The organism is Fusibacter sp. 3D3 (assembly GCF_001748365.1).
Taxonomy (GTDB): Bacteria; Bacillota; Clostridia; order Peptostreptococcales; family Acidaminobacteraceae; genus Fusibacter_A.
This window is the reverse complement of the sequence record NZ_BDHH01000001.1, coordinates 160,384-174,126: the sequence shown is the minus strand read 5'-3', so window position 1 is coordinate 174,126 and position 13,743 is coordinate 160,384. Positions and strand designations below refer to the sequence as shown.

Here is a 13,743-nt window from a genome sequence, read left to right as displayed (position 1 = left end):
CATGTCAATATTATGCCTATGAATAGGCGGGACATTTTTAATATAATCATACCTACAAGATCTAATGAATATTCGCAAAGATTTATCGAGGGCATGGCTTTAGAACAAATGAAGGCGAACACTAAAAAAATGATTATTGTAGGAGGCGTTTATGTTGAAGAGATTAATGAGTGTGGGGTTAATGTTGGTACTAATGTTATCACTATTGGCAGGGTGTGGCAAATCAGTAACGGACAAAGGCACAAATGAAAACGCAGAGTCAGCTGCAAATTTCCCTGAAAAAGGCATTACAGCGATTTGTCCTTGGTCAGCAGGTGGGGGAACAGATACTGTTTTAAGAGGCTTAACACAAGCAACGGAAAAGGAACTTGGTCAAACGATCACGGTAGCTAATCAAACAGGTGGTGGTGGTGCTATAGGGCATGCGGCTATTATATCAGCACCAAATGATGGTTATACAGTTGGAATGATTACTTTCGAGTTGAATTCATTGCCACCACAAGGATTGGTGCCATTTACAAGTGCAGATCTTGATCCGCTTTTGAGAGTGAATATGGATGCTGCGGCGGTTACAGTTAAAGCAGATGCACCCTATAATACAATGGATGAGTTTATAGAATATGCAAAGGCACACCCTGCGGAACTCAATATTGGGAACTCTGGCGCTGGTGCAGTATGGCACATCGCTGCGGGTTTATTAGCAGAACAAGCTGATGTAGAATTTTCATATGTACCTTTTGAAGGCGCAGCACCTGCTATCACAGCTTTAGTAGGCGGACACATCGATGCTGTATCTGTAAGTGCAGCGGAAGTTCAAGGTCAAGTACAGGCTGGAGATCTTAAAATTCTAGGGGTTATGTCAGATGAACGGTTAGAACTTTTCCCTGATGTACCAACTATGAAAGAACAAGGTTATGCGGTTTCTTTTGGAACTTGGAGAGGTATAGCTATTCCAACAGGAACCCCAGAAAGCATAAAGACAATTTTAGCGGAGGCTTTTAAAAAAGGTTTAGAATCAGAAGAATTTGTTGCGTATGCTAAAAACTCAGGTTTAGTGGTTGCTTACCAAAATTCTGACGATTTTAAAGCATTTATTGCAACAAATGCTGAAGAGGTTGCAACCGTAATGAAAAGCCTTGGATTGGCGGCAAAGTAAAAAATATAAGCTGCTGGTCTAGAGAGACGAGCAGCTTCAACCCTTTTTGGAGGCTATATGAAAAAAAACGACTTCGCCATGGGCATAATAGGCCTAATACTGAGTAGTTATGTATTTTTTACTGCACGATTATTTCCCGAATCACCCTCTACATTAGTGGGGCCAAGCTATTTTCCGATTATACTCTCGTTAGGACTGTTTGCGTTGTGTATTATATTAATTATTCAGTCATTGGTGAGTAAAACTGAAGATAAAACAGAATCCATAGATTTAAAATCACCTGGTATTATGCGTTCGTTTGCTTCATTCCTTGCAACAATTGTGTACGTGTCTTTACTGCAGATTTTAGGATTTATGATCTCATCCGTGCTCTATTTATTCTTTTTGATGTTGCTTCTAAAGAATAAAGAATACGTAAAAATGTCAATCATATCTGTAGTGGTATCCGTTGCGGTGTACTTTATATTTAAGTCTGTTTTACACATTACATTACCGACAGGTATATTCTTCTAGGAGGTTGTATGAATTTTGATTTATTACTAAATGGATTTGCAAATATATTACAACCATCAGTCCTAATACTTGTTTTTTTAGGTGTGACAGGTGGGATCATGGTAGGTTCTTTACCAGGTTTAACAGCGACAATGGGCATTGCCTTGTTGATTCCCTTTACATTTGGAATGCCTATAGAAAGTAGCATGGCAATGCTACTGGGGATCTTCAGTGGCGCCATCTATGGGGGGTCTATATCAGCAATACTGATCCGGACCCCAGGCACACCAGCTGCTGCTGCAACACTTTTGGATGGATATCCATTGACACTGAGAGGTGAAGCAGGAAGAGCGCTGAGCATGTCTGTTTTTTCTTCGTTTGTAGGCGGTTTTACAGGGGCTTTAATCATGACTTTTTTATCGCCTCAAATTTCTAAGCTAGCACTCGAATTCGGTCCTGCAGAATATTTTGCGCTTTCAATATTTGGACTTAGCATTATCATTTCTGTTTCGGGAGGCTCTATTCTAAAAGGATTGATTGCGGGTGTGTTTGGCTTGCTTATTGCCACAGTAGGACTTGATCCAATTAGTGCTTATCCTAGATTTACATTTGGAATAATGGATCTTTTTGAAGGCCCAAGTTTTATTCCCACTTTAATTGGCTTATTTGCACTTGCAGAAGTATTTAAAGGTGTGGAGAACATCGTTACACAGCCTAAAATTGAATCTAAAATCACGCAGCTGTTACCAAGTAGAGCTGATATAAAAATATCTGCGAAAACCATTATAAAATCTAGCATTATGGGAACTTTTATTGGTGCAATTCCAGGTGCAGGGAGTGATATAGCGGCTTTTGTTGGGTATGGAGAGGCAAAGAGAACCTCAAAACACCCTGAAGAATTTGGAAAAGGTGCCATTGAAGGTATTGCAGCAGCAGAAGCTTCTAACAATGCCTGTACAGGTGGTGCTATGATCCCACTTTTATCACTTGGGGTTCCTGGAGATGCAGTTACCGCGGTTTTACTCGGTGCATTTATCATGCAAGGGTTAAGACCAGGGCCATTGCTTTATAGAGATCATTTAGATGTGGTTTATAGTGTATTTGCATCTATGATGGTGGCAAATGTAGTGATGTTCATCGTTGGGACATTTGGTGTAAAATTTTTTGCAAAAGTGATTACAATTAATCGAAACATTTTATTACCTGTGATCTTTTTACTTTCTTTGGTAGGCGCATATTCTATGAGAAATAGTATGTTCGATGTAGGCTTAGCGATTGGATTTGGAGTCTTGGGATACTTTTTACAACGTTTTGAATTTCCCGTATCCCCTATTCTTCTAGCGCTTATATTAGGGCCTATGGCAGAAGGTAATTTGAGAAGAGCTTTAGTTATCTCTAAAGGCAGTATGGACATATTTTTTATGAGACCTATTAGTGCCATACTACTTTTAGCAGCAGTCATATCAATAGCAACATCTGTTATTAAACAAAGGAAATTAGATGAGAAAATGAAAATGAGTGAATAATGGATCATCTTTACTTTGAGATTAAGGTTTGCTACGATAAAGGTGAACAAAAGTCTTAAATGATGAGGATAATAGTATGAAAAGTAAATGGCTCAGAATTGCTCATATAAGTATGTTAGTAGCACTAACAATCTTCTTGTGTTCATGCTCTAAGTCTACAACCGAGAGTCGCATTAAACTGGATGTGGAGGAGAATACTTCACGGATTGGTTTAGAAGGACCTTTAAGCCCTCAAGCAGATGAAGTCGTTTTCCCAAGTAAATCTATTTATTTAGTAGTACCTTATGCACCAGGTGGAGGTACCGATAGTATTGCAAGAGCATTTGCCAGAGTTGCTAAGAAATATTTAGATTACCCGATCATCATCGTCAATAAAGTCGGTGAGGGCGGTGGTCGTGGCATGCGAGAAGGCATTTTTGCTTTAAATGATGGGTACACGCTTACAATGGTGACCTCTGAACTCAATACACTTGCTGTATTTGACTTCATAGATTTTAGTTATGAAGATGTTGACCCGTTAACCTTGCTCAATTCAGAGCAGGGCATAGTTGTTGTATCCAAAGATTCTCTGGTGCATACAATTGATGAACTTATAGAAAGTGCTAGAGATTCTAAAAAAAAGTATTCTATTGGGAGTGCTGGAGAAGGTAGCGTATGGCATCTTGCAGCCAAAGGGATTGAAAACAGCGCACAGATTCAATTTGACTATAAATACTATGATGGAACTTCAATTGCTTTAGTAGATCTTTTAGGTGGCAAAACGGATATTGTGATCGCAGGACTTTCAGAAGTCAAAGCGCATATTGATGCAGGCGAGGTGAAAGTTTTATCCGTTCTTTCGGATTCAAGATTATCTGAGTTTCCAGAGGTTGAGACTTTTAGTGAAGCGGGTTATGATTTTAGCATCGGAACATGGCGTGGACTGGGTATTCCGAAGCATGTGGATGAGAATATAAAAGGAAAGCTACTGGATATTGCTCAAAAAGTATCTCAGGATGAAGAATTTATAGCGACGTTAAAAGTATTGAATTTAAACTATGACTATAAATCAAAATCAGAATTTGAAACTTTTATTAAAGCTGATTTTAATACACTGGAGCTTTTAAATCAAAAATTGGACGCGCAAAGATGAGCATTTATGATTCATGAATTCACTCGAGAGAGGTGTTCTAATGAATGTAATAAATTGGGTAGAAAAGTATAAAATAATTGCTATATTTAGAGATGTTGACCGATCAAATTTGATTGAAACCTGTAAGGCACTTTATGAAGGCGGTATCAGGTTGATGGAGATCACTTTCAATCAGTCCAGTGAAAATGGCAAAGAGGAGACTTATGAGTCTATAAAAATGTTAGATCAAGCTTTAGGCAATAAAGTTTGTATTGGTGCAGGTACAGTGATGACCCTAGAACAAGTAGATTTAGCGGTTAAAGCAGGGGCAAAATATATCATATCACCTAATTTTGACAAGAGTGTTGTGGAGAGAAGCGTCGAGTTAGGCGTGGTTGCAATTCCTGGTGTGATGACACCCTCAGAGATTACAAATGCATATCAGGCGGGAGCATCATTTGCAAAGGTTTTCCCAGCAGGTAATTTTGGTGCAGATTATATCAAAGCGATCAAATCGCCAATGAGTCATATTCCGTTACTGGCTGTTGGCGGTATTGATGAAAAAAACGCTAAATCTTTTATAGAAGCTGGCTGTCTTGGTGTGGGTATTGGCTCAAGTTTAGTTAATAAAGAATTGATCAAAGATAAGCAATTTGATGCATTGAAAGCACTGGCTGTTCGGCTTGTTGAAAGCATTGATGGAGAAGTCGAAAGTATTTGTGAAAAATAGGAGTAGCTCATTATGAAGAAAGTGATTTGTTTCGGTGAAATCATGGGGAGATTATGCCCTGTGGGGTATAAAAAAGTTGTTCAAGCCACTCATTTCGAAGTGACCTATGCAGGTGGAGAAGCTAATGTAGCAGTTTCTCTCGCGAATTATGGTATCAGAACGGGGTTTGTTTCAAAATTGCCAGATAATGATCTCGGAAAATCTGTTTTGCGGGTCTTAAAAGGCTATGATGTTGAGACTTCTGATATCGTTATTGGTGGCGAACGATTAGGGATGTACTATTTGGAAAAGGGCGCTTCGCAAAGACCTTCAAAAGTCATCTATGATCGAATGTACAGTGCGATTTCAATGGCTAATCCAAAAGAATTCGATTGGGATCGGATTCTTGAGGGGGCCACTTGGTTTCATACAACGGGAATAACCCCAGCATTATCAGAGCAATGTATCGCAATAACAAGAGAAGCCTTAAAGAAATGCAAAGAAAAAAATATTTCGGTGAGTTGTGATCTCAATTATAGAAAGAATTTATGGTCAACTGAAAAAGCAAAGGTTGTCATGACTGAATTTATGCAGTATGTAGATGTCTGTATTGCCAATGAAGAGGATGCTGAAAAAGTGCTTGGTATAGTGGCAAAGAATACAAATGTTACAGCTGGAGAATTGAATAAGTCAGGATACGAAGCAGTAGCAAGAGAAATCAGTGAAAAATATGGTTGTCATACAGTGGCGATCACTTTGAGAGAGAGTTACTCGGCAAGTCTAAATGGCTGGTCAGCGCTTCTATATACGGATCAAAAAAGTTATTTCTCTAAAAAATATGAGATTCAACTGGTGGACCGTGTAGGTGGGGGCGATAGCTTCGTAGGTGCTTTGCTCTATGCTTTGATGGAAAGAGAAACGCCTCAAGAGCAAGTTGAGTTTGCAGTAGCAGCAAGTTGCCTTAAACATACGATTGAAGGTGATTTCAATCAAGTGAGTATAAAAGATGTTGAAACTTTAATGGCTGGGGATGGTTCTGGCAGAGTTCAAAGATGAAATAAACTTAATGTATTGCAGATAAGATTAACGCATAATTTTAGAATACACATGTTATCAAAAAGGGGCAATCGGATAAATCGCGATTTAGCCACTAAAAATGTAAACTAACAAAAACCTGAAGAAGCAAGGATTTCATAATTCTTTTTTGACTGTTGAGTATCCCTTTTTCACTATGGATGTTTTCATGCGACTCGCTCTTGAGACTATCCCAGTTTTCGTTAACAAACATGATGATAACGTTCTAAAAGCCTTGAAAAATCTAATTCTCCTATCATTTTTTTTGCTGTATGAACAGGGCCGACATTGGGAATCTTTAATTGATATAAATTAAAATGAATTACCTGTTGCCCTAATTTGAAAAATTCGATCAAAGCGTATACTCAGTCCGCTTCACGACCTTCGTAACACTTGAACAATCCTATCGGATTGCATTTAGAAGGAGTTTGGACTCCCTCTGAATTAGGAATATGTACCCCCCCACTTTGAGAAGTCGGGGACATCTCCTCAAGGGTTATAATAATCATACAATTTTTGGTTATTTGTACAAATGTCGCAAGACAAAGTTCAACGAGATTAAGGGGGTGTCTAGACCCTCTTTTTTTCGTACAAAAATCCTCCCACTATTTTTATTCGGCATTGGTGGGAGGATTTCCTTTTTGAATTTCAAAATTTTTAATTTTTTGGCTATCTATTTCTCGACAGCCCCTTTCTTTAGACAACAAAATCATCTTGTTATTGATTTTACAAAAAAAATGGATTAAAATTTATTTATACCGACCGGTCAGAATAAATACAGAATCAAAGAGGTGCCCAGTGAAAACTCAAAGAACAACCCTGTACTATTTTTCTGGAACAGGTAATAGTAAAATTGTTTCAGAACTACTGACAAAAGAAATGGCTAAAGCTCAAGGGTGTATAATTGTAGTGAGATCAAAGATGAGCCTCTTATTGAAACCAAATTAAATGGCAATTCAAAACACTTTAGGGCCTATCTCAAAGAGGATACGATGTGAGTTAAGTAAAGGAGAAATCAATGCCAAAAGTAGGAATGGAACCCATACGGAGAAGGGAACTGATCCGTGCAGTGCTTTGGATTATAGCCAATAAAGGGTTTGAAGAGGTCACACTGGATAAAGTTGCTTTGCGTGCAGGGGTCTCTAAAGGGGTAGTTGCGTATTATTTTAAAAACAAAGAGATGCTCATCAATGAATCCTGTAAAGCTTTTTTGGTGCAGTTTTCTAGTGGGATAACACAACTGATAGAGCGTGAAATGGATGCGTATACAATCCTGAGCGTGATTGGTTTGACCAGTATTGGGCACTTAGAAGAGGCCTATGAACTGTGTGCAGAATTACCTGAAGGTGAAAATGAGCTTGAATATATGGATTCATTTTCGATTGCAGAGAGCCAAAGCATTATGATGCAGATGTTCGGCAGGATGGGGACCAATCCGGATTTTAAAAACCTTTTAAAAGAGGTTTACCAAGTTTACCATTCTGCGATATCGGCCATTTTTAAGAAGGGGTTGCCAAACAGTGATTGGAATGCATGCCAAGGGGATGCACTGCAATATATGGCGTTGATTGATGGATTGGCGATCTATGGGACGATGCAACTCCCTTTAAATAGGGCTTTAGAGATCAATCGATATTTGGATATGGTATTTCAACGCCCCAGCCGAATCAATCGGTTCAATGAGCGTTCTATAGAAGTCTATACAGAGCGTATTAACCTCGTGCAGGATTATATCGAGACACATTTAGAGGCTGAACTTACCGTTGCAATGTTGGCAGAAATAGCCTCTTTTTCAAAGTTTCACTTTCAGAGGCTATTCAGGCTTGTCACGGGTGAAAGTCTCTATGGTTATATAAAGCGGTTAAGGCTTGAAAAAGCCGTGTTTTTGCTTAAGACAGATCTCAAAAGAACCATTCAGGATATCGCTCTTACAAGTGGCTTTTCCAACCAAGCTTCATTTGCAAAAGCACTGAAAGAATGTTATGGGATGAGTGCCTCTGCAATGAGAAAAAGTTCTGAATTAGAAACCGTCGATGAAATGCGCAATAATGGAAAAGTGTTAAACTCAGAGTTGTCATATAATGAGCCCATGGATTTCAGAATTGAGGTTATGAGCCCTGTTCGGGTCTTATATATCAGACATGTAGGGCGCTATAAAGGCGACAGCAGGTTGTTCGGGAATTTGTTTAATGAATTGTATACTTATGCGAAGCATCTGGGGGTGCTCGATGGTAAAAACCGATGGTTTGTACTGTATCATGATTTCAGCGAACTCACTGAGGACGAAAAACTGAGGATGAGCATTTGTGTTTCTATTGAACAAGAAATCAAGCCCGATGGTAAATTTGGATTGATGCAAATTGAAGGCGGGAAATATGCAATAGGACGTTTTAATGTCAAACCAGATGCATATCAAGCTGCATGGAACACGATGTTGCTGAGATGTATTCCGGATCATCACTTAACACCAGATGATCGCATGAACTTTGAACACTATCCACCTCATGATGAAATCCAAAATGAAAGCAGGGTTGTTGAAATTTATGTACCAATAGCTTGATGCTAAAGGCGGGAGTGTGTATGAAAAAAATTGAGTTATTACCAATAGGTGTTGTTCGTGAAAGCGTGTTATCGCCATTGAAGGCCAAAAGACAATTGAAAATAGAAATTGAGGAAGGCTATAAGATGGCATTAAATCATCTGGATCTTTTTAGCAATTGTTTGATATTTTGGATGACGGATGATGGCATTCACATGGAAGGTGCTGAAGTTCTAGCGTGTGCACCCAAAAGGGGTTCTTTAAATGTGGCACTCAATACGGCATGGATGCCAGAAGGTCTACTAATTGATATTAAACCTTATTTTCCATGTGAAGATCAGATTAGAGAGCCTAATTCCGGCAAAAATGATTCTAATTTACCCCATATCATTCAAAATCCCTCTGCGTATATCCGCTTTACTCATGAACCCATCGGAAAGTTCGTAAGGCATGACAATGTGGAGTCATTAAAGATCTGTAGCATAGGTGCGGTAGATTTTAAGACTATAGAAAAAAAAGTGCGTCGAGGGGATCATTTGAGCGTGATTTGGTGGTTTGATCGATTTGATAAGTCTGAGTACAGAAAGCTGACAATGTGTAATCCACCGTATCCCAACAGTCCCAGATGCGGAATATTTGCCACGAGATCACCTGTTAGACCGAATCCAATTGCATCTACAGTGGTAAAAGTCGTGGCTGTGGATGTAGAAGGACAAAAGATAGATGTGTTGGGATTTGATGGCTTTGATAATTCTCATATTTTACAGATTTCGCCGTATGTCGCCTGTGATTTTTTAGAAAATAGAGTCCCAAAATGGGTGGACCACTGGACGCCCTATAAGGTGTTCCAAACCTATGAAGCGGTGCAGATTTCTCTGGAGAGTGCTCAAGAAAATTTGGATACACTGAGCACTCTAGTGGCATCGGATCTCTACGTTGAAGCACTTGAACCCAAAGTGCTGCTAAATGAAATGAAAGCAAGTGATTATCCTTTGAATCAAATTGTACTAGAAGGGGTTAAAACCCATAATCTAAAAGGGATATCACTCAGCATCCCTAAGGAAAAGATCACCACAATAACAGGTGTGAGTGGCAGTGGTAAATCGAGCTTAGCCTTTGATACGCTATTTGCAGAAAGTCAAAAACAGTACATGGATCTATTAATGTCAAATGCGCCGTCACAATTGGCAAAGATTCACTCCCATGTTTCTAAAATTCATGGCTTGCAGCCAGCAATCGCCATTGAGCAAAAGAGTATAGGGAGAAATCCCAGATCCACAGTGGGAAGTGTTTCTAAAGCCAGTGATTTTCTAAAACAACTCTATGTGACCATTGGAGAACGCGTTTGTCCGCAGTGCCAAAGAGTGATTCCAGAGGATTTAATTTGTGAAACCTGTGGCAGTGTATTTTTTTCAATGACACCTTCCGATTTCAGTGCCAATAATCCAGAGTATATGTGTCCAAACTGCAAAGGGCTAGGTTATGATTTTCAAATCGATGTGGAACGGATCATAACGCACCCAGAACGGTCTATTTTAGAGGGTGCTTCGGAGTGGTGGGGCAATTTAAGAAAGCATCGCGAAAAACCCAATGCCAATTGGATGCGCGGTGAAGCTTTGGCCTTGGCAGCAGATATGAATGAAGATCTCGAAGTGCCTTTTAAAGATTTATCAGAGGCATATAAAGCACAGCTGTTTTATGGGAGCAATGGGCGGGTCGTGAGTTTGACTTATGAGAATTCAAATGGCAGAAAGGGCACGATTTCAAGACCGGTAGAGGGTGTTTTCAATACGATATGGCGGTTGTTAAAGGATAGTACCCTAGATAATACCATGCGTCATATGGAGCGTTTTTTGAAAAAGGAGACCTGTAAAAGATGTCATGGTGAAAAGCTTATTGAGGCATCAAGACTTGTGAATATTGAGCACATCAGATACCCTCAAGCTTTAAATTTGTCTGTGGCTGATTTAAAGCGTTGGTGTCATGCGGTCTATTTTAATCTCTCTGAAGAAAAAAAAATTAAAACGAAATCCATTTTTATAGAATTGCTTCAGAAGCTAAAGCGACTTGAAGAGGTAGGGCTGGGTTATTTAGGCCTTGATAGAAGTGTAGTCACTCTATCAGGGGGTGAACTGCAAAGATTGAAAATTGCAAGCCAATTTGGATCGGATCTTTCCAATATTTTGTATATCATGGATGAACCTTCAAAAGGGCTTCATCCAAAGGATTACAAGTTCCTTATAGAGTCGATAGAATCACTCAAAGCTTCTGGAAATACAGTGGTCATAGTGGAGCATAAAAAAGCATTTATAGATCGGGCAGATTATATTGTGGAGATCGGACCAGGGGCTGGACATTATGGTGGCGAGCTGATAAGGGCGGAATCTCAAAATCGTGAACGCGTATCAGATGAAGGCGCAATTGAAGAAGCGGTTCAAGGATCGGTTGAAGGATCGGTTGAAGGATCGGTTGAAGGTTTGGTTGAATCTGAAAATGAGTTTAAATTCGAACTTACAGTAGCCACCCCTCATGAGCAAAAGGCAAAAATAGACTGGATTGAAATGAACGGCGCTAAAACGTATAATCTTAAATCGGTGGATTTCCAAATACCACGCTCTAAAATGACTGCTGTTATCGGGGTGAGCGGTTCAGGCAAGAGCAGCTTAGTGTCTAAAACACTTTACCCTGCATTGTGTAAAAAAATAGGTATAATGGATGTGGAGCAGGGGCAGTTCAACGCTTTAAAAGGGGTGGACCATATTGAGTCGGTGGACCTTATGAACCAACAAGCCATTGGCAGGAACTCGAGATCAACACCAGCGACTTATACGGGGGTATTGGATTTGATGAGAGTCTTTTATGCCAAATTAGATCATGCCAAGGCGATGCAATTAACAAAGGAACATTTTAGCTTTAACAGCTCAAAGGGACAATGCGATAAATGTAAGGGGATTGGCGAGATTATAACACCGATGCATTTTATGCCCGATCTCTATAGCGTGTGTGAGAGCTGTCATGGAAAGCGCTATAAGCCAGAGATTCTCGAGGTATTTTATAAAGGGCATTCGATTGCAGATGTGCTGGATATGGAGATTGGAGATGCGAAAATAGCCTTTGAAGATGTACCTCAAATCTTTAGTATTTTGAAAATGCTTGATAGAGTAGGTCTAGGTTATTTGAAATTGGGGCAAAGTGCTTCTACACTTTCAGGCGGAGAGGCTCAAAGAATAAGACTTGCGAAGACTTTGGTTGAAGGCAAACTTAAAGGCGCTGTCTATATACTAGATGAGCCAACCACTGGACTACAGGATACGGATGTCAAACGGTTACTTCCTATTTTTAAAGAAATGACGGATCATGGGGCGACGATTATTGCCATTGAGCACAATCCACTGTTGATTTCAGCTTCAGATTATATTGTGGAACTAGGCCCAGAAGGTGGGCATAATGGCGGGTATATTATGCGAGAGGGATGGATGGCGTAATCATTTTGTGTTTCTTTTATGTTATAATAATGCTAACTAAAAGCAGATTATAGACAATGAGGAAGGAATTCGAAGATGGAGACGGTTGATTTAAATGACACTCATGGACATATACTTGGGCATGGAGACATCAGTCGTGTGATTTTAGATGCGATTTATGATGGTGTATTGATTATAGATAAAAATGCCATTGTTCAGTATATCAATCCCGCGTATACCCGTATAACTGGCGTCAAATATGACGAGATCGTAGGGAATGATATTTTATCCGTAAGACCAGGTGCAAGACTGCCTAATGTCATAGCCAGTGGTGAAAAAATTCTGAGAGCTTTGAGGATGGAAGATGGCGTGGAGTATATGGTCAATATGTCGCCTATAATGTCAAATGGCGAAGTGATTGGAGGGATTTCTCTGGTGAAAGCCATTGGAGATGTCTATGAGCTCTCAAATGAGATCAGCCATTATAAAAAGGAAATCGATATTCTGAGAAAACAAATGAATGCCATTCAAAGAGCGAAGTATACCTATGACGATATTATTTCAGAAGATCCTAAATCACAAATGATCAAGAATTTGGCTAAAAAAATAGCAAAGAAAGAGACGACTGTTCTGATTAGCGGTGAGAGTGGCACTGGAAAAGAACTCTATGCACAGGCGATTCACAACGATTCCCTCAGAAAAGAAGGGCCTTTTATCGTCATTAATTGTGCGACGATGAGTCATAGTTTGCTGGAAAGTGAACTCTTTGGTTATTCAGAAGGTGCGTTTACTGGGGCGACTAGAGAAGGTAAAATTGGACTGTTTGAGGCGGCCAATACAGGGACCATTTTCTTAGATGAAATCTCGGAGATGGACATCAGTTTGCAGTCCAAACTTCTCAGAACTTTGCAGGAAAGTACGGTGAGACGTATTGGAAGCGTTAAAGAAATACCCATTGATGTCAGAGTGATTGTGGCGACGAATAAAGAGCTAGAGATACTTGTGCAGAAAGGCTTGTTTAAAGAAGACCTTTACTATAGAATTGCTGTTTTCCCGATAGAATTAATGCCTTTAAGAGAGCGTAAAGGCGATATTGAGCCTTTGATTAGAATGACTTTAAAGCGTAAAGAAAATGAGGCAAAGAGAAGAATTGATTTGACGGAAGAAGCTCAGAAAATGCTTTGTGGTTATAATTGGCCGGGGAATATCCGCGAACTCGTCAACGCAGTTGAATTTGCCTATAACATGATGACGGATTATCAAATTGACTACACACATCTTCCAAGCAGAATACAAAAATACTATTTAGAGAATCATCCTGAAACTGTAAAATTCGAAAAACTTTCAGTTACATTAAAAAACATTGAGATTCAAAGTATCCATAATGCACTTGACCTGTTTGGACATGATATGGATGGAAAAAGGCTTGCAGCAGAAGCTTTAGACATATCCTTAGCGACCTTATATAATAAATTAAAAGATGTTTCTAAATAATTAGAAACGTCTTGCTCTGGTTTCTAATTATTTAGAAACCAGAGGATAACTCTAATGATAGCGGGTATTGACGTCCCCTTAGATGATATTGGATTAATATTCTAAAATATTAGAAACGCTCTTGATGAATCCCTATAATTTAGGGATTTTTTCTTTGGCATGTAAATTGCGTTAATAA

General features: G+C 39.3%; 10 protein-coding genes. All 10 read left to right on the top strand.

Annotation, left to right across the window (positions count from 1 at the left end; all coding sequences use genetic code 11):
• Positions 1 to 151: 151 nt before the first annotated feature.
• The 10 genes from F3D3_RS00730 (at position 152) to F3D3_RS00685 (ending at position 13,565) form a co-directional block, all read left to right on the top strand.
• Positions 152 to 1,156: a tripartite tricarboxylate transporter substrate binding protein gene (locus F3D3_RS00730; RefSeq protein ID WP_069870235.1), complete on the top strand. Its 1,005-nt coding sequence runs from the start codon at positions 152 to 154 to the stop codon at positions 1,154 to 1,156.
• 57 nt (positions 1,157 to 1,213) lie between these two features.
• Positions 1,214 to 1,669, top strand: coding sequence for a tripartite tricarboxylate transporter TctB family protein (locus F3D3_RS00725; RefSeq protein ID WP_069870234.1), 456 nt, complete (start codon positions 1,214 to 1,216; stop codon positions 1,667 to 1,669).
• An 8-nt stretch (positions 1,670 to 1,677) separates the two neighbouring features.
• Positions 1,678 to 3,174, top strand: a complete 1,497-nt coding sequence (locus F3D3_RS00720) for a tripartite tricarboxylate transporter permease (protein WP_069870232.1) — start codon at positions 1,678 to 1,680, stop codon at positions 3,172 to 3,174.
• Between the two features lie 76 nt (positions 3,175 to 3,250).
• The gene (locus F3D3_RS00715; protein WP_069870230.1) at positions 3,251 to 4,306 is read left to right on the top strand and encodes a tripartite tricarboxylate transporter substrate binding protein; all 1,056 of its coding nucleotides are present in this window, start codon (positions 3,251 to 3,253) and stop codon (positions 4,304 to 4,306) included.
• A gap of 40 nt (positions 4,307 to 4,346) precedes the next feature.
• On the top strand, positions 4,347 to 5,015 hold the full coding sequence (locus tag F3D3_RS00710) for a bifunctional 4-hydroxy-2-oxoglutarate aldolase/2-dehydro-3-deoxy-phosphogluconate aldolase (RefSeq protein WP_069870228.1): 669 nt from the start codon (positions 4,347 to 4,349) through the stop codon (positions 5,013 to 5,015).
• Positions 5,016 to 5,027: 12 nt separating this feature from the next.
• Complete coding sequence (locus tag F3D3_RS00705) at positions 5,028 to 6,050, top strand: sugar kinase (protein WP_139131979.1); 1,023 nt, start codon at positions 5,028 to 5,030, stop codon at positions 6,048 to 6,050.
• 816 nt (positions 6,051 to 6,866) lie between these two features.
• Entirely contained in the window at positions 6,867 to 7,016 is a 150-nt protein-coding gene (locus tag F3D3_RS23950) for a hypothetical protein (RefSeq protein WP_175438252.1), read from the top strand.
• A gap of 70 nt (positions 7,017 to 7,086) precedes the next feature.
• Positions 7,087 to 8,628, top strand: a complete 1,542-nt coding sequence (locus tag F3D3_RS00695; protein ID WP_069870222.1) for a GyrI-like domain-containing protein — start codon at positions 7,087 to 7,089, stop codon at positions 8,626 to 8,628.
• Positions 8,629 to 8,648: 20 nt separating this feature from the next.
• On the top strand, positions 8,649 to 12,092 hold the full coding sequence (locus tag F3D3_RS00690) for a TrmO family methyltransferase (RefSeq protein WP_069870220.1): 3,444 nt from the start codon (positions 8,649 to 8,651) through the stop codon (positions 12,090 to 12,092).
• A gap of 75 nt (positions 12,093 to 12,167) precedes the next feature.
• On the top strand, positions 12,168 to 13,565 hold the full coding sequence (locus tag F3D3_RS00685) for a sigma-54-dependent Fis family transcriptional regulator (protein WP_069870219.1): 1,398 nt from the start codon (positions 12,168 to 12,170) through the stop codon (positions 13,563 to 13,565).
• Positions 13,566 to 13,743: the final 178 nt, after the last annotated feature.

Coding starts and splice junctions, on each gene's coding strand:
- F3D3_RS00715 (WP_069870230.1), top strand. CDS start 3,251: ATGAAAAGTAAATGGCTCAGAATTGCTCATATAAGTATGTTAGTAGCA.
- F3D3_RS00725 (WP_069870234.1), top strand. CDS start 1,214: ATGAAAAAAAACGACTTCGCCATGGGCATAATAGGCCTAATACTGAGT.
- F3D3_RS00690 (WP_069870220.1), top strand. CDS start 8,649: ATGAAAAAAATTGAGTTATTACCAATAGGTGTTGTTCGTGAAAGCGTG.
- F3D3_RS00685 (WP_069870219.1), top strand. CDS start 12,168: ATGGAGACGGTTGATTTAAATGACACTCATGGACATATACTTGGGCAT.
- F3D3_RS00720 (WP_069870232.1), top strand. CDS start 1,678: ATGAATTTTGATTTATTACTAAATGGATTTGCAAATATATTACAACCA.
- F3D3_RS00730 (WP_069870235.1), top strand. CDS start 152: ATGTTGAAGAGATTAATGAGTGTGGGGTTAATGTTGGTACTAATGTTA.
- F3D3_RS00695 (WP_069870222.1), top strand. CDS start 7,087: ATGCCAAAAGTAGGAATGGAACCCATACGGAGAAGGGAACTGATCCGT.
- F3D3_RS00710 (WP_069870228.1), top strand. CDS start 4,347: ATGAATGTAATAAATTGGGTAGAAAAGTATAAAATAATTGCTATATTT.
- F3D3_RS00705 (WP_139131979.1), top strand. CDS start 5,028: ATGAAGAAAGTGATTTGTTTCGGTGAAATCATGGGGAGATTATGCCCT.